Genomic DNA, 23,475 nt, shown 5'->3' on the forward strand with positions numbered 1-23,475 from the left:
AGCAATTCCGTAACTTTCGCTGACGCTGGGGATGGATGAAAATAAGTCATGGACTGAATAGCGGTCTTGTAACGGCACAAGCTGGAACGCTTGAGCTAATTGCGCAAAAAACCCTTCCTTTTGTGGACGAACCTCGTCCTCCATTAGCATATAGGCGTTTCGTTTAAGCTTTCGTGTCGTGACACCATGTTGAAGAACACGACTGTTTTGGGGATAATACGGATCACGAGTCAATAACATCGCCTTCAACAAGTGAGAGCAGCCATAAAACAGCAGCAATGGCTGGATGGACAAGTCGGCAACAGCGGAAGTGGAATAAAAGTGTCTGGCTTGTCTCCAGAGATACAAGAAACGCGAGCTTTGTTGAAAAGCTAGTCGCTCGGCATGCTCAAGACCCTTGTCATGATAGCAGGCAGCCAAATATTTACGTGCAGTTGGTTCTGTCTCAAAATAGCGTAATGTTTTCCAAGCGTTATCCATGTTACCCACCTTTACCAATTTTCGTAATATGGCTAAGTTTCCCTAATTGTTTTTTGATTTATCTGTCTTATTGATTCTATAACCGAACGATATACTCATTTCTTGACAGTAAATTAAGCCGTTTGTTAAACTGTCTTAAACTATTCGCCGAGAGGAGCTTTCAACTGTGCGGGAAGACAAATTTGTTAAAGAGGGCTTAACGTTTGACGATGTATTGCTCATTCCAGCAAAATCTGAAGTTTTGCCAAGGGATGTTGATCTGCGAGTACAATTGAGTGAGAATGTGAAGCTGAATATTCCTCTGATCAGTGCTGGGATGGACACCGTAACGGAGTCTGGACTTGCAATCGCCATGGCTCGCCAAGGTGGTATCGGGATTATCCATAAAAACATGTCCATTGAGCAACAAGCAAGCGAAGTAGATCGTGTAAAACGCTCCGAAAGTGGCGTTATTACCAATCCATTCTCTCTGTCCCAAGAACATACCGTCGAAGAAGCGAATGCTCTCATGGGTAAATATCGTATCTCCGGTGTTCCGATTGTCGATGAGAATCAAAAACTGATTGGAATTCTCACCAACCGCGATCTGCGCTTTGTACATGACTTCTCCATCAAGATCAAAGAGGTTATGACCAAGGAAAACCTGGTGACGGCTTCTGTCGGTACTACATTGCAACAGGCAGAATTGATTTTGCAACAACATAAGATCGAAAAGCTCCCGCTGGTAGACGAGAACAACATCCTGCGCGGACTCATTACGATTAAAGATATTGAAAAAGCAATCCAATACCCAAATGCAGCAAAAGATCTACAAGGCCGCTTGCTGTGTGGTGCTGCTGTTGGGGTATCTGCAGACACGTTTGAGCGTGCAGCAGCACTTGTACAAGCTGGCGTGGATGTTTTGGTGATCGATACGGCTCATGGGCATTCCAAAGGCGTAATTGAAACGGTAAAAGCCGTTCGCAAAGAATACCCAACGCTCACAATCGTCGCAGGAAACGTTGCAACTGGACAAGCTACTCGCGATCTGATCGAAGCTGGCGCATCTGTGGTGAAGGTTGGTATCGGTCCTGGTTCCATTTGTACAACTCGTGTCGTAGCAGGTATTGGTGTTCCTCAAATTACAGCGATCCACGATTGTGCACAGGTAGCGCGAGAGTACAATATTCCAATTATTGCCGATGGCGGCATTAAATACTCCGGTGATTTGCCAAAAGCAATTGGTGCAGGTGCTTCAGTGATCATGATCGGCAGTCTGTTCGCCGGTACAGAGGAAAGCCCGGGCGAATTCGAGATTTTCCAAGGTCGTCGTTTCAAGGTATATCGCGGAATGGGATCGATTGGCGCGATGAAAGCCGGCAGTAAGGACCGTTACTTCCAAGAGAACGCACAAAAGCTCGTTCCGGAAGGGATCGAAGGCCGTGTTCCTTACAAAGGCCCATTGGCGGATGTCACGTATCAGTTGATTGGTGGACTGCGTGCAGGTATGGGATACTGCGGAGCGAAGACCATCGAAGATTTGATTCAAAATTCCCAGTTCGTTCGCATTACCGGCGCTGGCTTGCGTGAGAGCCACCCACACGATGTACAAATTACAAAAGAATCACCGAACTACTCGATTTCTTAAGCATAAAATTACCCCCTTTCTGAAAAGAAAGGGGGTAATTTTAATTAACCAGATTTTGTAAGGGGATAAATTTAAGTATATGTGGACGTTAGTTTCTATAGATAGCAATTTCTCCACTAGATGTGATATTACCTTTTATCTTAAGCCGATAGTTTCCTGGCTCCACAGATACTGGGTCTGTATAGTCAGTGTTACCTTTCGGGGCTACTAATTTTCCCAGTTTAATTGTATTTACTACTTTTCCGTTTTCACTTAGTTTTTCGATGTAAACTGTAACATCACAATTACTATCTGAAGCAACTAATCCAGCGTTAGCCTTTCCAAAGAGATGGAAAGTGTCACGACCAATATAAGTACCACCCTGTGTTACACTGAAAGGTGTCCAATCGAGTTCAATGCTCATGATTTTAACGTTTTTTCCAGCTGCATGATTATTAACATTTGTTTCTACATTCGCATGAGCAGAAACCGGATTCATAACAGACAAAGCAAGACCGAGTGAAGCGAAGGTATACAAAACTTTTTTCATTCAAAAAACCTCCCAGAGATTTCTTCAATATATTACCAAATATACCATAATTATTTTTGTATTCAATTATATGAATTGAAAATAGTAACAAATACCCAGACTTTCTTCCATCATAAAGGACACGAATAGATTGGCCGTAGGTATCATGGAATAAACTACCTACCGATGATGCTAATCGGACTTCAATGCAATCATAATGATATGTTAAACTAACACTTGGTGCTCAATAACCGTATGACATATGATAGAACTGGAGAGTGAGAAGAAATTATGAAGCGAACTACATGGACAAAGCGACTGACAAGTCTATTCCTCTCTGTCGCTGTGTTTGTTACAGCAATGGGAAGCATGGCGGCAAAAGTAGATGCTGAATCTGCCGCAAAGCTGCAGTTGGAAGTAAAGTCGTCCATCCTCGTTGAGGCCTCTACAGGCAGGGTGTTGTACAGTAGCAATCCGGATACCCCTTTGGCATCCGCTAGCATGACCAAAATGATGACGGAGTATCTGGTCAATGAAGCAGTTAAACAAAAGAAAATCAAATGGGATGAAAAAGTTCCAGTAAGCGAGTACGCCTTTTACATTGCAAAAATGGCAGACTCTTCGGGTGTTTACCTGAACCTAGGGGAATCCCATACGGTGAGAGAACTGTATAAAGCAATGGCAGTCGTTTCTGCTAATGATGCAACGGTGCTTCTTGCTGAAAAAATTGCCGGTAGCGAAGCAAACTTTGTTGCAATGATGAATACAAAAGCAAAAGAGTTTGGAATGAATAATTCGTCATTCGTGACATCTACCGGGCTGCCAGCTGATGAATTGGGTCCCTATTCGGTTCAGTCGGAACAAAAAGAAAACTTGATGTCCGCTCGTGACTCCGCGATCTTAGCACGTGCATTAATCCGTGACTTCCCGGAAGCTTTGGAAGTATCGAAAATTCCGCGATTGGAGTTTAGACCGGGTGCGGAAAAACCGAACTATAACTGGATGCTTCCAGGCTTGATCCAATATTACCCGGGTGTAGACGGATTGAAGACAGGACACACGAATGCAGCAGGCTATTGCTTTACAGGTACAGCTACACGTGACGGTATGCGCTTGATTAGTGTAGTTATGGGAGCGTCAAGCGAACCCAAACGCTTCGGCGAAACCAAAAAACTGCTCGACTACGGATTCAGCAACTATAAGCTAACGAAACAGTTGGACAAGGGTGCAACGATCAAAGGATTTGAAACAGCTCCTGTGAAAAACGGTGTAGAGGTAACTGTACCAGTTGTTACAGGCAGTGAAGTAAATATGATCACAAAAACCGGTACCGAAGCAAAATTCACACCAACGGTTACCTTCCAGGAGCTAACCGCACCGATTCAGCAAGGACAAGTAGTCGGTAAGATCGTTTTGAAAGAAGAAGGTGTGAAGGAAACCGATTTCTTGCAGCCAGAAGACGCAGCAAAGGCAGGCGTGGATATCGTAGCAGGACAGGCAGTAGAGGAAGCCAGCTGGATTCGTCTGTTCTTCCGCAGTATCATCGAATTCTTCAGCAATCTGTTTAGCAGTGGAACAGGAAATTAAATAACTATTGTTTTCCCCTACATCTATCGTTTACAATGACGGTAACAGGAACCATAACACCGCATAACAGTTTCGGTTCTGACTCATGATGTAGGGGGTATTTGTAATGGTACAAGTAGGAACGTCCCGCGTTAAAAGAGGTATGGCTGAAATGCAAAAAGGCGGCGTCATTATGGACGTCGTGAATGCTGAACAAGCGAAAATTGCAGAAGCAGCGGGTGCTGTTGCTGTAATGGCTTTGGAGCGTGTACCGTCTGACATTCGCGCAGCTGGTGGAGTTGCTCGTATGGCGGACCTTAGCATTGTAGAGGAAGTACTGAATGCTGTTTCGATCCCTGTTATGGCTAAAGCTCGTATCGGTCATTTTGTTGAAGCGCGTGTTCTCGAATCTCTGGGTGTAGATTATCTCGATGAGAGCGAAGTACTCACTCCGGCAGATGACTTGTACCATATCAATAAAAAAGAGTTCACTGTACCGTTTGTATGTGGCGCCCGTGATCTGGGTGAAGCTCTCCGCCGTATTGGGGAAGGTGCATCCATGATCCGCACGAAAGGTGAGCCAGGAACCGGAAACATTGTAGAGGCTGTTCGCCATATGCGCACGATGATGTCCCAAATCCGCAAAGTGCAAGCCATGTCCTACGATGAACTGATGGCAGAAGCCAAAAACCTGGGTGCCCCATATGAACTGCTTGAAGAGGTACACAAAACAGGCAAGCTGCCAGTCGTAAACTTCGCAGCAGGTGGAGTAGCAACACCAGCAGATGCTGCCCTGATGATGCAATTGGGCTCCGATGGCGTGTTTGTTGGCTCTGGTATCTTTAAATCAGAGAATCCAGAGAAGTTTGCTCGCGCGATTGTGGAAGCGACTACCCACTACACGGATTACGAACTGATTGCTCGCGTATCCAAAGGCTTGGGAACGGCAATGCCAGGAATCGAAATCTCCAAAATTCGTGAAGCTGATCGCATGCAAGAGCGCGGCTGGTAAGGTGAGTAGCATGAAAATCGGCGTACTCGCTCTACAAGGAGCTGTAGCAGAACATGTGCGAATGCTAGAAGAGGTTGGTGCCACAGCTGTCCCGGTCAAAAAAGTAGAAGATCTGGATGACCTAGACGGGCTGGTCATTCCCGGCGGAGAAAGCACCACGATTAGCAAGCTGATGCATAAGTACGGATTTATGGAGGCGGTTCAAGAGTTCGGTAAGTCGAACAAGCCGATCTTCGGGACTTGCGCAGGAGCGATCCTTCTGGCAAAACAGATTCAAGGACAAGACGATTGCCATTTAGGCTTGATGGATATCAAAGTCGAGCGAAATGCTTTTGGTCGCCAAAAGGAGAGCTTTGAAGTCTTGATGCCTGTTGCGGGTGTGGCGGCAGATTACCCGGCTGTGTTCATCCGGGCACCGTATATCATGGAAGTGGGAGAGAACGGTCATGTCTTGGCCAAGCACGAAGACAAGATTGTTGTCGCCCGAAGCGGTCACTATTTGGCAGCAGCTTTTCACCCAGAATTGACCGAAGATACAAGACTGCACAAATACTTCCTCGACATGGTCAAGGAATACAGAAGCTAGCTGTTATACCGGAAGATCGGCCGTAAATAGGTGCCGATCTTCTTTTTTCTGTAAAGATCGAGGTGGGCTGCTCTTTACAGACGTATAGAACCTGTAGTACAGTTAACAATAATAGTATTCATGAATGAGAATGCGATGATGAGAACAAGTACTTCACAAGAGCCAGGCCTAGAGAGTCGGTGGTAGGTGCGAACCGATCCGGTTATGTGAAGGAATCCATCTCGGAGTGGCAAAGGAACAACAACTTTGCCCGGAACCGTCCCGTTATGACGGAAGAGTGGGCATATGCATGAAGGATTGCTGCATGTGTCAACGAGGGTGGCAACGCGGGTATACAACACTCGTCCCTTACCAGGGGACGGGTGTTTTTTGTTTTTTTTCAATACGATTCGGAGGGATTTACACATGTTGGACGTAAAAGTATTACGCCAGGATCTAGAAGAAGTAAAACGCCGTTTGGCTTACCGCAATGAAGATATTTCTGCGTTGGATCAATTCGTAGAAGTAGATGAAAAGCGCCGCCAAGTCATCCAAGAAGCAGAAGCGCTGAAAAATAAGCGTAACACGGTGTCCGAGCAAGTAGCCGTTATGAAACGCAATAAGGAAAATGCAGACCATCTGATCGCTGAAATGAAAGAAGTAAATGAGCGCATCAAGGCTTTGGATGAAGAGCTGCGCCAATTGGATGAACAGCTGGAGTTCATTTTGCTGAGCCTCCCGAACCTACCGCATGAAAGCACGCCGATCGGTACGACAGAAGACGATAACGTGATTGCTTGGACATGGGGAGAGCCACGTGCATTTGACTTCGAGATTAAGCCTCACTGGGAGCTGGCTAGCCAAGCAGGCATCCTCGATTTTGAAACGGCGGCAAAAGTAACAGGAAGCCGTTTTGTTTTCTATAAAGGCTTGGGCGCACGTCTGGAGCGCGCACTGATGAACTTCATGATGGATTTGCACTCGAACGAGCATGGCTATGAAGAAGTGATCCCGCCGTATATCGTCAACCGTACGAGCATGACGGGAACGGGTCAATTGCCTAAGTTCGAAGAGGATGCATTCAAAATCGACGGACCAGATTACTTCCTGATTCCAACTGCCGAGGTGCCGGTCACCAATATGCATCGTGATGAAATCATGGATGGAGCGGATCTCCCTCGCTACTACACTGCTTTCAGCGCATGTTTCCGTTCGGAAGCGGGTTCTGCCGGCCGTGATACGCGTGGGCTGATTCGTCAGCATCAATTCAACAAAGTTGAGCTGGTGAAATTCGTGAAACCAGAAGAGTCTTATGACGAACTCGACAAACTGGTGAAAAACGCTGAAAAGGTGCTTCAACTGCTTGGACTGCCATACCGTGTCCTGAGCATGTGCACAGGCGATCTAGGATTTACGGCTGCGAAGAAATTCGACCTGGAGGTTTGGATTCCAAGCGGCGGCACATACCGTGAAATCTCGTCTTGCTCGAACTTTGAAGATTTCCAAGCGCGCCGTGCCAATATCCGTTTCCGTCGCGATACAAAATCGAAGCCGGAATTTGTGCATACATTGAATGGTTCTGGTTTGGCGATTGGACGTACAGTAGCAGCGATCTTGGAGAACTACCAAGAGGCAGACGGAACAATCGTAATTCCAGAAGTTCTTCGTCCGTACATGGGCGGAGTAGACAAGATCGCACCGAAGCAATAAGCGAGAGATTTGGAAAGCAGCTCTTGATCCATAACGGTTCAAGGGCTGTTTTATTTTGTGTACTAATACAGGTGGAATTTTTAAAAAACGTGTTGCACTGTATCAATCTCTGTTATATAATAAAAACAAATTTTAAGAATATTGTTTTAATACAGAGAGGGAGGAATGGAGAATGGACTGCTATCGGTGTGAAGGAAACGGAGAACAAAATTGCCCAAGATGTGGAGGCGTTGGTCGTGATGCCAACGGAGCGGCTTGCCACAATTGTTTGGGAGATGGGCATGTAAGCTGCAGCCATTGCAGTGGCAGCGGGTATCAGGAGTAAGAGCATTTTTTTTGCTATTACTGTTATATAATAAAAATCATTTTATCGATCTGTATCATAATAACTTTGGAGTAAGGGAGGAGGAGCTGTTTTGACTACTGTACCAACGAATCCATATCCGCTGGAGGTTCAGATTTCCGGTGAGATGCACCCGGGTTATCAAGATATCCTGACACCAGAAGCAATCCAATTTGTAATGAAGCTGGAGCAAAGGTTTGGCGAAAGACGCCAGCAATTGCTGGCTAAACGCGTGGAGCGTCAATTGCAGATCGATGCAGGTCAACTGCCCGATTTTTTACAGGAAACAGCGGACATTCGTAAAGGAGATTGGACTGTTGCTCCATTGCCTAAAGATTTGCAAGACAGACGGGTGGAGATTACGGGACCTTCGGGTGACCGGAAAATGGTCATCAATGCACTGAACTCCGGTGCTCGGCTTTTCATGGCTGACTTTGAGGACGCGAACTCGCCGACCTGGGAGAACACGATACAAGGTCAAATCAACATGAAGGATGCGGTACGCCGCACGATCTCCTACATCAGTCCAGAAGGCAAATCATACAGCCTCAATGAAAAGACAGCGGTATTGATCGTGCGTCCTCGTGGCTGGCATCTTGATGAAAAACACATCCGCCTCGATCAAAAACCGATCTCCGGCAGCCTGCTTGACTTCGGACTTTACTTTTACCACAACGTAGATGCTCTTATCGCGAATCAGACAGCACCGTATTTCTACTTACCGAAACTGGAGAGCCATTTGGAGGCTCGCCTCTGGAACGATGTCTTCCTTTTCGCGCAGGATGAATTAAATATTCCACGCGGCACGATTCGTGCGACCGTATTGATCGAAACGATTCTCGCAGCTTTTGAAATGGATGAGATTCTGTACGAGCTGCGCGAGCATAGTGCAGGACTGAATTGCGGACGTTGGGACTACATTTTCAGCTATATCAAAAAGCTGCGGAATCAGCCTGATGTGATTACACCGGATCGGGCGCAAGTAACCATGACAGTTCCGTTCATGAAAGCATACACCACGTTGGCCGTGAAGACTTGCCATAAACGGATGGCGCCTTGCATTGGCGGAATGGCTGCACAAATTCCGGTGAAAAATGACCCGGTACAAAATGCAGAAGCCATCGCCAAAGTGCGCGCTGACAAAGAGCGGGAAGCGTACGATGGACATGATGGGACTTGGGTAGCTCACCCTGGGCTCGTGCCAGTAGCCATGGAAGTGTTCGATCGCTTGATGAGAGAGCCGAACCAAATCTGGTACAAACGTGAAGACGTAGACGTATCTGCTAAGCATCTTCTGGCAGTCCCAGAGGGCACAATTACAGAAGCGGGTGTCCGTACAAACATAAGTGTCAGCTTGCAGTACATCGAGGCTTGGTTGCGAGGCTCTGGGGCTGTGCCGATCAATAATCTGATGGAGGATGCGGCTACAGCAGAAATTTCGCGGGCACAAGTCTGGCAATGGATGCGTCATCGTCACGGAGTCTTGCAGGATGGTAGAAAGGTGACGGAAGGCTTGGTGAAGCAGTGGCTGAGTGAGGAGCTGCAAGCGATCAAGCAAGCAATCGGCCAAGAGAGATACGACAACAGCAAGTATCCGATTGCTGGTGATCTGTTCTTGCAATTGGTAACGACAGAAGATTTCGAAGACTTCCTTACGGTACTGGGTTATCGCTATTTGTAAAAATAAAAAGAGTGGGGGAAATGAAAATGACGAAAGTAACCAAGCAAGAAGCGATTCAACAGGTGGAGCAAAGCTGGCAGGGGGAGCGTTTTCAAGGGATTACACGTCCGTATACGGCAGAAGATGTCGTTCGTTTGCGCGGCTCCGTACAAATCGAACATACGCTGGCTCGTCTAGGAGCAGAGCGTCTGTGGGACCTCTTGCATACCGAGCACCATATCAAAGCGTTGGGGGCTTTGACCGGGAATCAAGCGATTCAGCAGGTAAAGGCAGGATTAAAAGCGATTTACTTGAGTGGCTGGCAGGTAGCGGCCGATGCCAATCTGTCTGGTCAGATGTATCCTGATCAAAGCCTCTACCCGGCAAACAGTGTTCCCCAAGTCGTAAAAAGAATTAATCAGGCATTGCAACGGGCTGATCAGATCGATCAATCAGAAGGCGGTACCGACACGCATTGGTTTGCTCCGATTGTAGCAGACGCAGAAGCGGGCTTTGGTGGGCCACTGAACGTCTTTGAATTAATGAAGGGTATGATTGAAGCAGGTGCAGCAGGCGTGCATTTTGAAGACCAACTGGCTTCGGAGAAAAAATGCGGCCATATGGGCGGAAAAGTACTCATTCCGACGCAAGCAGCTGTGCGTAATCTGATTTCCGCCCGCTTTGCAGCAGATGTGATGGGAGTCCCGACGATTATCGTGGCACGTACCGATGCCAATGGCGCTTTCCTGATCACCAGCGACATCGACGAGCAGGATAAACCATTCCTGACAGGTGAACGAACAGCAGAAGGATTCTTCCGTCTACGCGGTGGACTGGATGCGGCGATTGCACGTGGTCTTGCGTACGCTCCTTATGCAGATCTGATCTGGTGCGAGACTTCTGAGCCGAATTTGGAGGAAGCACGCCGTTTTGCAGAAGCGATCCATGCTAAATACCCGGGCAAGCTGTTAGCCTACAATTGCTCTCCTTCTTTCAACTGGAAAAAGAAGCTGGATGAAAAGACCATCGCTCGCTTCCAGGAAGAGATCGGCGAAATGGGCTACAAGTTCCAATTTGTCACGCTCGCTGGCTTCCACTCCCTGAATTACAGCATGTTTGAACTGGCGCGTGGTTATCGTGATCGCGGAATGGCTGCCTACTCTGAATTGCAGCAGGCGGAGTTTTCCAGCGAAGTACATGGCTATACGGCTACTCGCCATCAGCGTGAAGTCGGTACCGGGTATTTCGATGAGGTTGCGCAAGTTATCTCTGGCGGTAATTCCTCTACGACTGCACTCAGCGGGTCGACGGAAGAGGAGCAGTTTGCTCACAATTAAAGAGGAAAAACGAAGGACTAGGTGGTTCTCTGGTATTCAGAGGGCCACTTTTTGCGTTCACTTCTATTTTTCATAGAGTCTTAATAGCTTTTTAACAACGCATTTATATCAGTTTCATTTTGGTTGTTTACGATTGGATTAGAAAAAACCAAAAGATCAAACACAAACCAAAAACGAAAAGGGGCCTTAAAGATGAGAGGGAACCAGTTAAGCTGGAAACGAACCGTTGTTGTCATGACATCCGTTTTTCTGCTTGCGGGATGTGCCACCGAGACGAAATCAGGCACTTCTCTGGATACGTCGCAATTGACCCTGGATCAAATTGTGGAAAAAGCGAAGCAGGAGGGAGAAGTCAATTCCGTGGGTATGCCTGACACGTGGGCAAACTGGGGGGAGACCTGGAGCAATCTCGGAAAGGAATATGGCTTGAAGCATACGGACACTGACATGTCGAGCGCAGAAGAATTGGCGAAGTTTGAAGCAGAAAAAGAAGACGCCACAGCAGACATCGGTGACGTAGGCATCGCTTTTGGACCGTTAGCCAAGCAAAAAGGGCTGACGCTGCCTTACAAAACCTCTTACTGGAACGACATCCCCGACTGGGCAAAAGATGATGAAGGACATTGGTTGCTGGGCTATACCGGAACACTAGCTTTTATCACTGACAAGACAAAGGTGCAAAACCCTCCCAAGACATGGGCAGATTTGAAAAACGGAAGCTACAAGATCGCGATCGGCGATGTCATGAAAGCGAATCAGGCGCAGTTTGCCGTTCTGGCCGCCGCCTATGCTAATGGGGGAGATGAGAAAAATATTCAGCCTGGCATTGACTTTTTCGCTGACTTGGCAAAAAACAAGCGGCTCAGTACGAGCGATCCGAGCCTTGCCAATCTAGAAAAGGGTGAAATCGAAGTCGCAATCTTGTGGGACTTCAACGCGCTCGGGTATCGGGACAAAATCGATAAAAACCGCTTTGATGTCCTCATCCCGGAAGAAGCATCAGTCAGCAGCGGGTACGCTACGGTTATCAACAAGTACGCCAAACACCCGCACGCTGCCATGCTGGCTCGTGAATACATTCTCTCCGACGCTGGACAGTCCAATTTGGCACGCGGCTATGCCAGACCGATTCGCGCCAACGCCAAGCTGGATGAATCCGCGAAAGCCATGCTGCTCCCCGATGAAATGTATAAAAACGCACGTCCGGTGGGCGATTTGACTGCTTGGGAAGAGACGGCCAAAAAGTTGCCGCAGCTATGGCAAGAGCAGGTGTTAATCCATGTGCGCTAGCAAGCTCGCCATGATTGTGCTCGACGGATTGAGGTTTGACACAGCCGTCTCGCACATGGGGTACCTACATCACCTGGTCGAGTACGGCATTGCAGCCCGCTTTCAAGTACGATCGGAATTGCCAAGTCTGTCTCGCCCTTTGTACGAGGTTCTTTTAACGGGAACCCCTGTTTGGAAGAACGGCATTTCCAGCAATCAGACGGTTCGGCTTTCACATCAGGAGAGTCTCTTTCACCTGACGCGGAAAAACGGGATGTCCAACGCTGCTGCCGCTTATTGCTGGGTAAGCGAACTTTATAACAAAGCCCCGTTCAATCCGTTTCACGACCGAATCCAATTGAACACCGACAAGCCGATACAAAACGGGATGTTCTACTGGGAAGATCACTATCCGGATACACACTTGTTTGCTGACGCCAACTTTTTGTTGAATGGATACAATCCGGATTTTCTTTACGTCCACTCTATGAATATCGATGATGACGGACATAAGCATACGGCCGATTCCGCGCGATATCGAAATCGCGTTCTGGCGGCAGATTCGATACTGGCAAATGTGCTTCCTGCGTGGATCGATGCGGGTTATCAAATCATCGTAACAGCCGATCACGGGATGACAGCCGATGGAAATCATGGTGGCACTTCTAGCGCTGACCGGGACGTTCCCTTGTTTGTCATCAGCAACCTGATATCTCCGGGTATTCGCGAGGAGGCAATTCCGCAATTGCAGGTGGCTCCGCTTGCCTGCCATTTGCTCGGCATCTCCCCCTCGAAAGAGATGCAGCCATTGAACGTATGAGGGCTGAGTAAGACGTCTCCCTGAGGGGGCGTCTTTTCCTCTAAGAAAGGAGCTTTTGCGATGAAACGATTTGTCAGTATGCTTTGGATCACGACGATTCCGTTCTTTGCAATGATCGCTCTGTTTCTCCTCGTCCCATTGCTTTCCATGATCGGAGGGAGCTTTCAGGCCGAGGGGGGCGGCGGTTTTACAATCAGTCACTATCGGGAGATTTTTTCAAATCCGTATTACTTGCAGGCTTTTGAGAACAGCGTGCTCATCTCGTTCCTGTCTGCTCTCATTGGAATCGTCGTTGCTGTTTTCGCCACCTATGCGATTACCCGTTTTCCACAGTCTCTGCAACAGCGAGTACTTGTCATTACCAATCTAACCTCCAATTTTGCGGGGATTCCGCTCGCTTTTGCCTTCATTGTCCTGTTGGGAAACAGTGGATTGTTTGTTTTGCTCGCGAAGCAACTGGGGATTGATTTTGGACAGTCCTTTACTCTGTATTCGTGGAGCGGCTTGACGCTTGTTTATATTTATTTTCAACTGCCCCTGGCGGTAATGCTTTTGTATCCCCTGTACAACGCCATTCAGAAGCAATGGATGGAAGCGGCCGAACTGCTTGGGGCAAGTCCCTGGAAGTTTTGGCTGAGAATCGGGTTTCCCGTACTGCTTCCAGGCATCGTCGGCACATTCAGCATTCTGTTTGCCAACGCTATGGGTGCCTATGCTTCTGCCTACGCGCTCACCGGGAGCAACTACAATCTGGTGCCCATTCGGATTGGTGCGCTAGTATCTGGCGACATTTTTGCAAGACCCGAGCTGGGTAGCGCACTCGCAGTATTGCTTGGACTGACGCTTGCCGGCGCCTTACTCGTGAACGAGTGGCTGACGCGGAAGATTCGGAGGGATTTGTCTTGAAGCGGATCAGTTTGTCATCCTTGTCGTTTGCGTTGGTCATGCTGTATTTGTTTTTGCCAGTAGCTGCTACCATCCTTTACTCGCTGGCAACCGAGTGGAACAGCACGGTTTTGCCGGAAGGACTCACAGGAAAATGGTTCGCGGAGCTGTATGCTGATCCCCGATTCTTGCAGGCATTCGGGCGTTCTTTTCTGCTTAGCTTTCTGACGACTGTCGTTGCCGTCGTCATTATTGTTCCTGCTGTCTTCTCCATTATCGTCTACGCTCCCCGGATGGAGAGGCTGGTTCAGATTTTGGTGATGCTGACCTATGCCGTTCCGGGTGTCATTATGGCGGTCGGATTGATCCGTACGTATTCAGGAAACGGAATTCCAATGGTCATCATCACCGCCGGGGCGTATTTGGCCGGATTGCTTCCGTATCTTTATCAGGGAACGCGCAACAGCCTGCTTGCCATGCAGGCACGTTCGTTGATGGAGGCAGCCGAGCTATTGGGTGCGAGCCACTGGCAGGCGTTCGTACGGATTATCGTTCCGAATATCATGTCTGGAATTTTCGTGTCCTCGCTCTTGTCTTTCTCCATTTTGTTTGGTGAATTCGTATTGATTAACATCCTGGTAGGAGGAAGATACGAAACCTTACAGATGTATCTATACGCCAAGCTATCGTCAAGTGGACATGTCGCCAGCGCGATTACCGTCACTTATTTTGTCCTGATGGCTATTATCACTGGCCTGGTTGTAAAATTCACGCGCCGAAGCTTCGCACGCAAGGAGGTCCCCTGATGAGTTACGTCCAAATCGAACACTTGTCCAAAACCTTTCACGGTCAACACGTGCTGCAGCAACTTGATCTTTCGATTGAAAAAGGCGAGCTGGTTACCTTGCTTGGCCCTAGCGGGTGTGGCAAAAGTACGCTGTTACGCATTCTTAGTGGTCTGACGGCTCCCGATACGGGCATGATCTACATTGACGGCAAAGATGTGACGGACGTGTCGCCAAAAAACAGGCAGATTGGCATGGTGTTCCAATCGTATGCGCTCTTTCCCAATCTTACGGTCAGTCAAAACATTGCCTTTGGTCTGGAAATGAACAAAATCTCGAAAACGGAGATTCGGCTGCGTGTCCAGGAAATGATTGAGCTGGTGGGATTGGTGGGAAAGGAGAAGGCTTACCCACGTGAATTGTCTGGCGGCCAGCAGCAGCGTGTGGCACTCGCCCGTTCTCTGGTCACCCGGCCAAAAGTGCTTCTGCTGGATGAGCCGCTTAGTGCGCTTGATGCCCAGATTCGTAAAAATTTGCAAAAGCAGCTACGCACCATCCAACGTGAGTTAAACATGACGACTGTGCTGGTTACTCACGATCAGGAAGAAGCCATGGCTGTCAGTGACCGCATCTACATCATGAATGGTGGACGAATCGTTCAGCACGGCAGTCCTCAAGAGATTTACACGCAACCTCGTTCTGAATTTGTTGCTCGCTTCATTGGCAATTACAACGTGCTGACTGCCGAGCAGCTTAACCGAATCACGCCTAATCTGTCTCATCCGGCAGTTGAACGTTTCGCAATCCGTCCTGAGACTTTTCGCGAACAGCCTCTGGGTGGGGAGGACATCTGTTTGACCGGGAATATCGCTCAGGTAACCATGCTCGGCAACATTACCCGTTACGAGCTGAACATTGGTGATGTTCCTGTACTGGTGGACACCCTTCACCTGTCCTTCGAGCAGGAGCAGATAGGCACAACAAAAACATTGTATGTAAGTCCCAAGGATGTGATTCCGCTTTATGACACTATTGCCTGAAGAACGACAGCAAGTGATTCTGGACGAATTGAACCGCCACGGTAAAATTCAGGTGATGAGTCTGGCAAAAAACCTGGCAGTAACACCGGAGACAATCCGGCGTGATCTGGACCATTTGGAACAGCAACGTTTGTTAAAGCGAGTGTACGGAGGAGCAATCCCTTATCATTTGGTGAAACGTGAGCCGCACTTTGAAAAGAAACAGGCGATCCAACAGACGGCAAAAACGAAAATCGGGCAAATCGCGGCAGAGCTTTTGTCTGACGGGGACACGATCGCGCTCGATGTCGGGACGACAACACTGGAATTGGCACGGGCTATAAAGGGCCTCAACCAATTAACGATTGTCACGAATTCGCTCCCCGCCGCTTCTTTACTAAACGAGCTGTTGGAAGCCAATCAATTCAACGGTCAGGTCATTATGCTGGGGGGACTGACCCATCCGGCTCAACAATCAGTTGCCGGGGCGTTTACCTGCGAGCTGCTCTCTCGTTTTCATTTTGATAAAGCGTTTATTTCCTGTGGAGGAATTACGGCTGATGGCTTCACCGACTATGACATGGAAGAAACTTTGTGCTCGACCATGATGGTACAGCGGGCGGAGCAAGTCTTTTTATTGGGGGACACATCCAAGATCGGCCAAACGCAATTTTTTCGCATTTGCGGCTGGCCGGATGTCAGCGCGGTCGTTTGTGACCAGCCAATGCCGGATGAATGGCTTTCGTCTGGCATTCAAACTACCTGGATAAGCGAACATCCGGGAAGGAGAGACTTCACATGATGATCGACTATCATCTTCATCTGGAAGAGGGGCCCTATTCTTTGCGTTGGCTCGACCGTACGAATGCCGCCCTCGACCACTTTTATCCGCTATCTGAACCTCTACATACCCGTGCCTGGCTGCTGGACAGTCTTGCACGATTAAATAATCGGATGTCTCTAGGGGCATATGACCCATCCTGGATCGATCTGTATTTGCGTGAGGCGTTAAACAAAGGCTTGAAGGAAGTGGGGATTGTCGATCATTTATACCGCTTTCGTGAAGCTCGTCCCTACTTTGAACGGTATATGGATCTAAGTGATACCGATTTGGGTCGCTTGCAGCGCACATGGCTTGATCAAGTATGCACCGAGAGCCTCAGTGACTTTTGTGTCGCCATTGGGGCAGCAAAGCAGCGTTGGTCGGCAAGCGGCGTGGAGTTGCGGCTGGGGATCGAAGCGGATTACTTTATCGATGGAGAAGCAGAATTGGAGAGCTTGCTGGCAGGTGGTTCATGGGACTATGTGATCGGCTCCGTTCATTTTTTGCAAGGATGGGGCTTTGACAATCCCGAGACTCGCCATCTGTTTGAGCAGCATGACCTGAAACAGCTATACGCGGACTTTTTCCACACAGTTGAATCCATGATTAGGAGCAACTTGTTTGATTTTGTTGCCCATCTGGACAATCTGAAAGTGTTCTCCTATCGCCCAGAGGAATCGGAGCTTGTTCCCTATTACCATCGAATCGCAACTGCTTTGAAAGAAACGGATACAGCGACCGAAATCAATGCGGGCCTGTACTACCGCTATCCCGTTCAGGAAATGTGCCCCAGTCCCGCTTTCCTAGACGTTTTGGTGGCGCATGGCGTTCCACTGACCCTCTCGTCCGACGCCCACTTTCCCGACGATATTGGGAGATACGTGGCGGCGAATCTGGAGATCCTCCATTCAATGGGGGTAACGGAGATTGCCACTTTTTCCGGTCGTCAACGGATCATGAAGCCAATCCGTTATGCTTAACTGTGAAAAGCTGCATGTTTTGAGCAAAATATTATTTGAGATGCAAAAAACCTTGGGATGCCAAGGTTTTTTTGTTTTTTCTGGAAAGTGTAACCTTTTGGGTGTTTCTACGAATAAGTCAATGTACACAAAGAGCAAGCACCATCCAAGCAACCAATACAAAGGAGAGTAACCTATGAAGAAAACAATTTCGCAGGCTGTATGTGTGATGGGAGCCTTGTGTGTCCTGGCCTCCACACCTGTAGCTTTAGCTACCCAAGGAGAGTATCAGCGAGCAACGTTAGCAGCAGGAAATCAAGCAAGTGTAGCGGATGATGTCATGAAAACAGTAGACGAAGCACTGGTCAAAGCGGGGAAGCTATTGCCGTATCTCAAGGAGTATACGTTCAAGACGGTAACGGTTGATAAAGAGCAGCCGAATACAATCTTCGTTCAGCTGAAAAAAGATAAAGACCAGGAAATGCCGAGGGTAGACATCGAATTTGAACGGAATACTGGGAAATTAATGAGTTTCAGGCTGGCAGCAGAAAAAACAGAAGGCGACAAGAAACCAACGTGGCAGGAGTCCAAAGAAAAGGCAACCGCTTTTCTGAAAGAGTGGTACGGTCCAAAGATGGATGGCTATCAGCTTAATCGGACCTTTACGAAACGCGGTGTTGTTTTTTCCAAATCCGTAAACGGTTTGCTATATCCGAATTTAAGTGTAGGCATAGAGTTGAATGCCAAAGGTGAGATTGTTTCCGGCCGTACTGTTGATGTACCGGATTCCAGATTCTTTTATGAGATCCCTTCATTCGAAAAGACCTCTTTCCCCGATCCAAATGAAGCATTGCCTAAAGAACAAATGATAAAAACAGTGGCTTCCCACATGACGTTGTCCTATTGGGCCGATCAGAAGCTGCTTACGTATGAACCCATGTTTTCGGGGTATCTGGATGCAACGACAGGGAAGTCCTTGTACGTCCCGCAACAGCAGTATAACCTGCCCGGAGAAATCGTTAAAGTTACGCCTCTAGCGAATAAACCGGCAGCCAAAACGAAAGAGGAAGTATCCGCTTATGTCAAACAGGAACATAACCCAGATATAAAAGCAGAGGAATGGAAAGAAGAGAGTTTTCCGGAAACGGGGGTCAAGGTATTCAAATGGAAGGAAGATACAAACGATGAAACCGTAGTAAGTGTAATGGAGGAAACAGGAGAGATTCTATCCTTTTATAAAGAAGTGACTCAGATAAAGAAAAATAGCATGACGAAGGAAGAAGCACGCGTGCGAGCTATCAAAGAAATGGAAAAATATCTACCCATTGATATGAAAGAAATGATGGAGATCGGTAGTACAAATCATCTCAATGGCGAAGAAAAAGGGAAATTCCAATTTGAGTTCGTCAAGGTGCATCAGGGGATACCCGTACGGGACAGAAGCTTCTATGTCTACATCGTTAACGGAAAGGTCATGACAATGCACACCGCCAGCAAAACGAAATTCACCGAACAGCTCCCTGATTTAAAGGCTGGGGTAACTGCGGAACAGGCTGCGCAGGAATTCCTCAAGCAATTTGAACTGGAGTATTTTTATCCGGAAAATAACGGGAATCAGGCTCTCTTGGTATACAAACTGGCCACAGCCTATCCTTGGGTAAAGGATCAAATTGATGCGTTAACTGGGCAAATTGTTCAGAAGGATAAGGATCAATAAGCCGACTGATCTAACCAAAGGATAGAAAACACACAAGAAAGGAGGGCGCGCATGGATGACGACCTCAATGAAAATATGAGAAGCATCTATCAACAGCACTACCTGGCTGTTTACTGCTTCTTGCTCCATTTCGCTGGCAACCAGAATGAAACGGAAGATTTGACGCAAGAGGTATTTACCCGTGTAGTAAAGGCTCTGCCGGCTTACGACGGACGAGTAGCTGTCAAGACTTGGTTGTTCTCGATCGCGAAGCATATTGCCATCGATCGTTATCGCAAACAGAAGCTGTATGAACTGGTTTCAGAGAACTGGCTGATGCGATTAACAGCAAAAAACGGGATACCGGAAGTAGAGCTGGATTCCAAGGAAGAAATACGGGAGATCAAAGAGGCGTTGCAAAGACTGAAACCATCTTATCGCATGGTCGTCATCCTGCGCAGTGTGGAAGGGTACAGCATCAGGGAGACGGCGGAGCTACTAGATATTTCAGAGGCAAAGGTAAAGGTCATTTATCATCGGGCTCTGAAAAAATTGCAGCACTACCTGAAGGATTCGCTGGAAGGGGGGATTCCGCATGAACTGGCATGAAGAAGAGCTGAAAAAACGACTGAGACGACTAAAGGAAACGGAATCTTCGCCTCGACCGGAGTATGTCAGGGAGACAGAGCGGCGTTTACAATTACAAACCAATCAACTAAAGCGTCGCTTGCATTTTCAACGTGTGGCAAATCGAGTGGCTGGTGTTGCAGCAATCGTTTTGTTGGGAGGATGGGTATCCACAGACAGTGGGCAGAAGAGCCTTCAAACTCTATGGAGTTATACAATAAAGCATGAGCAACCATCTGCAACGATTGTTCCTGCTCCCACTCCCGAATCGGCACAGCCGCCGCCGTTTATCCCTCTTCCAGCAAACATGACAAAAGAGAACAAAGTAGAGAAGCGTCCTGCGGAAACGAATCATTCAGAGACGACTACTGTAGGTACAGAGCAGAAGCAACAGCCAGAAAAGGCTTTGCCACCAGTTGCTACCTCCCCGATAAAGCAGACTGTTACGGTAACCGATGCAACACCAATGCCTCCCTCTGTGAAAAAAGCAGAAACCTACGTACAGGAGATGTTGGGGGAACAAGGAAAGCATTATCGCTACAATCCCTCACAGTCTGATCTAAAACGTGGAACCATTGGGTTTAGTAGGGTCGTTCATGGCATTCCTGTATATGAAGCAAGCTATACAGTCGAAATGAATGGTGATCAAGTATTGAATTTTCAAATCTCTCAGCAGTCTGATCTAATCGGGTCTCTAGCGCAGATTCCCAAACCGACAGACGTCTTATCAAAAGAAGAGGCGGAAGAAGCGATCGCATCGACATTGCGACTGGTTTACCGGGAAAAGGGAGGAGCCATTGCTTCCTTATACTTCGAGTCTGACTTTTCCGGATTTATTGATGCCAAGACAGGAGCATTAGTCTCAGGAAAAGGTGCTCCCATTCAGAGGGATGAGGGAAAACGCATCATACCAGTAGCTGCTGAGGGGAGACAGTTAGTAGCGAATACATGGGAAGAGACGCTTTCCTTGCTTATACAGGAATTCGGTATGCCTTTTCGTACGGATAATCGGCAAGGAACGACAGCTGCAGGAAGTGACGGAACGCGGGAGTATCATTGGGTGGAGAAGGACAGCGAATTGTCGGCTCGTACAAATCAAAATGGGCAATTGTTATCCTATCGGGTGAACAAAAGCGAAGATTCAACGACTTCCTCCACCAAAAATCAGGCAGCTTCGTCGGAAGTCTTCTTGCAGCCTGCGATTGAGCATCTGCAACGCTACCTGGACAAGACGATCAAAGAGCTGGAGCTGACTGGTATTGAACGGGAAGCATCAGAGATTCGCTTCCTTTTTACCAAACTGTATCAGGGTATCCCCGTCATTGATCACTCTTATGAGGTGATTGTCGATACAGCTACGGGTGAAGTGGTAGGTATGTCAGGTCCATTTGGACAGGGTACAGCAAGCTTTCCCGATCCTACCAAAGCGATTTCCAAGGAAGCTGCTGTGGCAACATTGAGAAAAAACCAATCGCTGGAGCTTACGTATATTTGGACAGATAAAAACGGAACATCAAACAAGCAGGCGCTTCTTGTCTACCAAGTGAACAAGGAAAAAGGAATGGAGACATCTATTGATGCGATAACCGGAACGATGGTTGAACCGGTACAGGAATCACCGTAATCAATGGACAGAAACGAAGGAGGACCAGGACATGTTCACCCCTGGTCCTTGATTGCCAAAAGCGGGCAATCTCACTATAATGGAAGTGAATGTAAATGTCATGGTAAATAGCACGTCTCCGTAGCTCAGCAGGATAGAGCGTCAGTTTCCTAAACTGTAGGTCGGAGGTTCGAATCCTCTCGGGGACGCCATAAAAAGCAAAAAACCTTGATATATCGAGGTTTTTTGCTTTTTATGGATGTTGTGTTGTTGGAAGGATGTGACTTGCTCTCGCAAAAAGATAATTTATAGTATGAGGAATATTCAACATAGAATATTAATTCTACTAATAGAATTAGGATTCAACTTTTTTGTTAATACATGAAAATAATGCTCCATATCAGGTGAAAAATGGTAATTATTACAACTATTTTCCTAGATGGATATATAGCCGAAAAGTTTGAAGCCCTCCATCGGAACAATCCGGGGAGGGCAATAACATGTGAGTCAAATAGTAAAAAGAAACTACACCAACAAAGTAATTAAGGCATATTAGTAATTGTAAGTAATAGGAATAGAATGGTCTGCATCTGTTTCAACGTCAATACCTGCATAAAAATTAACTTTATGGCTGATATCCAGTTTAGTGTAGCTACCTGTAGCAGCCCATGCAGTTACGAATTCATAATCATCTGATGATTCTAATTGACTTCCAGTCACCTTCCATTTTGCATAATCATTAGATTTATTCAATGTGAGATCCATGTCTGGTTCTGTGTCAATTTCATATTCGAAACCAATGCTATAAGGGTAACCTAAACTAACTTTATACGGGTTACTGGAGGTATCATTTGGTTCAGCATCATCTAACTCGTCACTATCAAATACCAGATCATGTCTGATAGTAAACTCTTCTGCATCCCAAAGCCATTCATATGTTTCAATAGTGCTTGTATCTTTTACATAGAAATAGTCATATTTTGTATCGTCTTCATCGGTAACTTTGTACAGTTTCCATTGTGAATTAATTTGTCCTGCTTTTTTTGTTATATAGTAAGCGGAGGCAATAATATCATATTCACTATCTACAATTCGGCTCGATCGAGTAGAAATATCGGAGTCACTTTTTTCAATAATTTTATTTTCGTGCTGCAAGATTTCTGAGAGATAAATTTCATCTTCAATTTCAATTTTACCCTCATCATCATAGCTGTTTATATCTGAAATAAAGACTTTATAAGGAGTATCTTCATCTAATGTGTAACCTATAATTTCGTGTTTCTCGGAATCCTTATTCTTATCAGTACCTTCTTTCTTTTTCTTTTCTTTTTTCTCATCCTCTTTATTAAAGAAAGAAAGCTCGATTGATTCTTGGGAATCTCCACTTTCAATTTTTGTTTGAGTATACAATTTGTCAATACCTAGCAGATCGCAGTATTCTTTTATAGTAAGTCCGCCAAATAAATACACTTTCTTACCATTTTGAAGTCCTTCTTGTAATGCCTTCTGTAGCTTTTTGTTTTTTTCTACATCTTTATAATTATATGCAATAGAATTGTACTCTGATAAATCCACTTTATCCCCTGGATTTATCGATTTTACTTGGATTTTTTTATCTTCCAGAGTCTGTTTGACACTTTTCATAGAGTCGTGCTTGAAATTTAATTCCTTTTCTGCATTTTCGGAATTCATTTCGGATGAAAACAGCAACTCTTTAGATGACTTTGCAAATGCACTCTGAACTGAAAAATTTGGTAACATTACAGCAGATACTAAAACACCAGCCAAAACGAAGCTAGTAACAGATGATAGAGTATATTTTTTGGACATTTTAACATACCTCCCTTTTTATGGTATATAATTTACCATGTAGGATAAGTATAAACAACCAAAGAATGGAAATTTCACAAAAAAGTAAAGGTGTGATCATTATGTCGTTTAATAATGTACAGTCTTGGATAATTACTGTTTGTTTCGTGGCAATAGCGATCAGTTCAGCATATGTAGCAATCAGAATAGATAAGATCATTGAGCGCTTGGCAACTATTGCTGAATTTATTAGTATTGCAGGAGGTAGTTAAAGTTGACGGAAGAATTAAACTTTTATTATAAGGATAGTCAGTGGATTGACCAGAATTACCATTGTTATAACTTGAAACAATAATAGATTACAGCCGCCAC

Annotated in this window: 20 protein-coding genes, 1 tRNA gene and 1 other annotated feature (1 of these 22 cut by a window edge); of the genes, 18 read left to right on the forward strand and 3 right to left on the reverse strand. The window is 46.6% G+C overall.

Going from position 1 to position 23,475, the window contains the following annotated elements; genetic code table 11:
- Positions 1-480: the beginning of a YaaC family protein gene (locus EL268_RS00205; protein WP_106657654.1), read on the reverse strand. 534 nt of this gene lie to the left of the window's left edge; only the first 480 of its 1,014 coding nucleotides appear in the window; the start codon lies at positions 478-480; its stop codon lies off the left edge, out of view.
- 166 nt (positions 481-646) lie between these two features.
- Between EL268_RS00205 and guaB the strand changes: the two genes are divergently transcribed.
- Complete coding sequence (gene guaB, locus EL268_RS00210; protein WP_106657655.1) at positions 647-2,107, forward strand: IMP dehydrogenase; 1,461 nt, start codon at positions 647-649, stop codon at positions 2,105-2,107.
- Positions 2,108-2,195: 88 nt separating this feature from the next.
- Here guaB and EL268_RS00215 read toward each other — a convergent pair whose 3' ends face one another.
- Positions 2,196-2,636 carry a hypothetical protein gene (locus tag EL268_RS00215; protein WP_106657656.1) on the reverse strand — a complete coding sequence of 147 codons (441 nt, stop codon included), beginning with the start codon at positions 2,634-2,636 and terminating at the stop codon, positions 2,196-2,198.
- A 270-nt stretch (positions 2,637-2,906) separates the two neighbouring features.
- Here EL268_RS00215 and EL268_RS00220 point away from each other — a divergent pair, with 270 nt between their 5' ends.
- The 17 genes from EL268_RS00220 (at position 2,907) to EL268_RS00305 (ending at position 21,506) form a co-directional block, all read left to right on the forward strand.
- The gene (locus tag EL268_RS00220; protein WP_106657657.1) at positions 2,907-4,202 is read left to right on the forward strand and encodes a D-alanyl-D-alanine carboxypeptidase family protein; all 1,296 of its coding nucleotides are present in this window, start codon (positions 2,907-2,909) and stop codon (positions 4,200-4,202) included.
- 106 nt (positions 4,203-4,308) lie between these two features.
- Positions 4,309-5,193 (forward strand): pyridoxal 5'-phosphate synthase lyase subunit PdxS, encoded by an 885-nt coding sequence (gene pdxS, locus EL268_RS00225; protein ID WP_012683798.1) that lies wholly within the window; start codon positions 4,309-4,311, stop codon positions 5,191-5,193.
- 10 nt (positions 5,194-5,203) lie between these two features.
- Positions 5,204-5,779 carry a pyridoxal 5'-phosphate synthase glutaminase subunit PdxT gene (gene pdxT / locus EL268_RS00230; RefSeq protein ID WP_106657658.1) on the forward strand — a complete coding sequence of 192 codons (576 nt, stop codon included), beginning with the start codon at positions 5,204-5,206 and terminating at the stop codon, positions 5,777-5,779.
- Positions 5,780-5,905: 126 nt separating this feature from the next.
- Positions 5,906-6,131 (forward strand) — a binding site (T-box leader).
- Positions 6,132-6,184: 53 nt separating this feature from the next.
- Positions 6,185-7,468, forward strand: a complete 1,284-nt coding sequence (serS, locus tag EL268_RS00235) for a serine--tRNA ligase (RefSeq protein ID WP_106657659.1) — start codon at positions 6,185-6,187, stop codon at positions 7,466-7,468.
- Between the two features lie 416 nt (positions 7,469-7,884).
- Positions 7,885-9,492 carry a malate synthase A gene (aceB, locus tag EL268_RS00245; protein WP_106657660.1) on the forward strand — a complete coding sequence of 536 codons (1,608 nt, stop codon included), beginning with the start codon at positions 7,885-7,887 and terminating at the stop codon, positions 9,490-9,492.
- A 26-nt stretch (positions 9,493-9,518) separates the two neighbouring features.
- Positions 9,519-10,808 carry an isocitrate lyase gene (gene aceA / locus EL268_RS00250; protein ID WP_106657661.1) on the forward strand — a complete coding sequence of 430 codons (1,290 nt, stop codon included), beginning with the start codon at positions 9,519-9,521 and terminating at the stop codon, positions 10,806-10,808.
- A gap of 192 nt (positions 10,809-11,000) precedes the next feature.
- Complete coding sequence (locus EL268_RS00255; RefSeq protein WP_106657662.1) at positions 11,001-12,098, forward strand: ABC transporter substrate-binding protein; 1,098 nt, start codon at positions 11,001-11,003, stop codon at positions 12,096-12,098.
- Positions 12,088-12,897: an alkaline phosphatase family protein gene (locus tag EL268_RS00260; RefSeq protein WP_106657663.1), complete on the forward strand. Its 810-nt coding sequence runs from the start codon at positions 12,088-12,090 to the stop codon at positions 12,895-12,897. The genes EL268_RS00255 and EL268_RS00260 overlap by 11 nt, the downstream gene beginning before the upstream one ends.
- 60 nt (positions 12,898-12,957) lie before the next feature.
- Positions 12,958-13,803, forward strand: coding sequence for an ABC transporter permease (locus EL268_RS00265; RefSeq protein WP_106657664.1), 846 nt, complete (start codon positions 12,958-12,960; stop codon positions 13,801-13,803).
- A complete protein-coding gene (locus EL268_RS00270; RefSeq protein ID WP_106657665.1) occupies positions 13,800-14,588 on the forward strand; it encodes an ABC transporter permease in 789 nt (262 codons plus the stop codon). The genes EL268_RS00265 and EL268_RS00270 overlap by 4 nt, the downstream gene beginning before the upstream one ends.
- A complete protein-coding gene (locus EL268_RS00275; protein ID WP_106657666.1) occupies positions 14,588-15,607 on the forward strand; it encodes an ABC transporter ATP-binding protein in 1,020 nt (339 codons plus the stop codon). The genes EL268_RS00270 and EL268_RS00275 overlap by 1 nt, the downstream gene beginning before the upstream one ends.
- Positions 15,591-16,388, forward strand: coding sequence for a DeoR/GlpR family DNA-binding transcription regulator (locus EL268_RS00280; protein WP_106657667.1), 798 nt, complete (start codon positions 15,591-15,593; stop codon positions 16,386-16,388). Before EL268_RS00275 ends, EL268_RS00280 begins: the two co-directional genes overlap by 17 nt.
- The gene (locus EL268_RS00285; protein ID WP_106657668.1) at positions 16,385-17,389 is read left to right on the forward strand and encodes a histidinol phosphate phosphatase domain-containing protein; all 1,005 of its coding nucleotides are present in this window, start codon (positions 16,385-16,387) and stop codon (positions 17,387-17,389) included. Before EL268_RS00280 ends, EL268_RS00285 begins: the two co-directional genes overlap by 4 nt.
- Before the next feature lie 175 nt (positions 17,390-17,564).
- Positions 17,565-19,085: a YcdB/YcdC domain-containing protein gene (locus EL268_RS00290; RefSeq protein WP_106657669.1), complete on the forward strand. Its 1,521-nt coding sequence runs from the start codon at positions 17,565-17,567 to the stop codon at positions 19,083-19,085.
- Positions 19,086-19,136: 51 nt separating this feature from the next.
- A complete protein-coding gene (locus EL268_RS00295; RefSeq protein ID WP_106657670.1) occupies positions 19,137-19,673 on the forward strand; it encodes an RNA polymerase sigma factor in 537 nt (178 codons plus the stop codon).
- On the forward strand, positions 19,660-21,315 hold the full coding sequence (locus tag EL268_RS00300; RefSeq protein WP_106657671.1) for a YcdB/YcdC domain-containing protein: 1,656 nt from the start codon (positions 19,660-19,662) through the stop codon (positions 21,313-21,315). The genes EL268_RS00295 and EL268_RS00300 overlap by 14 nt, the downstream gene beginning before the upstream one ends.
- Positions 21,316-21,429: 114 nt before the next feature.
- A tRNA-Arg gene (locus tag EL268_RS00305) sits at positions 21,430-21,506 on the forward strand.
- A 340-nt stretch (positions 21,507-21,846) separates the two neighbouring features.
- Here EL268_RS00305 and EL268_RS00310 read toward each other — a convergent pair.
- A complete protein-coding gene (locus EL268_RS00310; protein WP_106657672.1) occupies positions 21,847-23,124 on the reverse strand; it encodes a hypothetical protein in 1,278 nt (425 codons plus the stop codon).
- Between the last annotated feature and the right edge of the window lie 351 nt (positions 23,125-23,475).

Origin of the sequence: Brevibacillus brevis (assembly GCF_900637055.1) — a bacterium.
GTDB lineage: Bacteria > Bacillota > Bacilli > Brevibacillales > Brevibacillaceae > Brevibacillus > Brevibacillus brevis.

What these genes read in the sequence shown, in the direction of transcription:
- aceA (WP_106657661.1), top strand. Translation starts at nt 9,519, where the DNA reads ATGACGAAAGTAACCAAGCAAGAAGCGATTCAACAGGTGGAGCAAAGC.
- pdxT (WP_106657658.1), top strand. Translation starts at nt 5,204, where the DNA reads ATGAAAATCGGCGTACTCGCTCTACAAGGAGCTGTAGCAGAACATGTG.
- EL268_RS00275 (WP_106657666.1), top strand. Translation starts at nt 14,588, where the DNA reads ATGAGTTACGTCCAAATCGAACACTTGTCCAAAACCTTTCACGGTCAA.
- EL268_RS00285 (WP_106657668.1), top strand. Translation starts at nt 16,385, where the DNA reads ATGATGATCGACTATCATCTTCATCTGGAAGAGGGGCCCTATTCTTTG.
- pdxS (WP_012683798.1), top strand. Translation starts at nt 4,309, where the DNA reads ATGGTACAAGTAGGAACGTCCCGCGTTAAAAGAGGTATGGCTGAAATG.
- EL268_RS00290 (WP_106657669.1), top strand. Translation starts at nt 17,565, where the DNA reads ATGAAGAAAACAATTTCGCAGGCTGTATGTGTGATGGGAGCCTTGTGT.
- EL268_RS00280 (WP_106657667.1), top strand. Translation starts at nt 15,591, where the DNA reads ATGACACTATTGCCTGAAGAACGACAGCAAGTGATTCTGGACGAATTG.
- EL268_RS00255 (WP_106657662.1), top strand. Translation starts at nt 11,001, where the DNA reads ATGAGAGGGAACCAGTTAAGCTGGAAACGAACCGTTGTTGTCATGACA.
- EL268_RS00220 (WP_106657657.1), top strand. Translation starts at nt 2,907, where the DNA reads ATGAAGCGAACTACATGGACAAAGCGACTGACAAGTCTATTCCTCTCT.
- EL268_RS00310 (WP_106657672.1), bottom strand. Translation starts at nt 23,124, where the DNA reads ATGTCCAAAAAATATACTCTATCATCTGTTACTAGCTTCGTTTTGGCT.
- EL268_RS00295 (WP_106657670.1), top strand. Translation starts at nt 19,137, where the DNA reads ATGGATGACGACCTCAATGAAAATATGAGAAGCATCTATCAACAGCAC.
- EL268_RS00265 (WP_106657664.1), top strand. Translation starts at nt 12,958, where the DNA reads ATGAAACGATTTGTCAGTATGCTTTGGATCACGACGATTCCGTTCTTT.
- EL268_RS00215 (WP_106657656.1), bottom strand. Translation starts at nt 2,636, where the DNA reads ATGAAAAAAGTTTTGTATACCTTCGCTTCACTCGGTCTTGCTTTGTCT.
- serS (WP_106657659.1), top strand. Translation starts at nt 6,185, where the DNA reads ATGTTGGACGTAAAAGTATTACGCCAGGATCTAGAAGAAGTAAAACGC.
- EL268_RS00260 (WP_106657663.1), top strand. Translation starts at nt 12,088, where the DNA reads ATGTGCGCTAGCAAGCTCGCCATGATTGTGCTCGACGGATTGAGGTTT.
- EL268_RS00300 (WP_106657671.1), top strand. Translation starts at nt 19,660, where the DNA reads ATGAACTGGCATGAAGAAGAGCTGAAAAAACGACTGAGACGACTAAAG.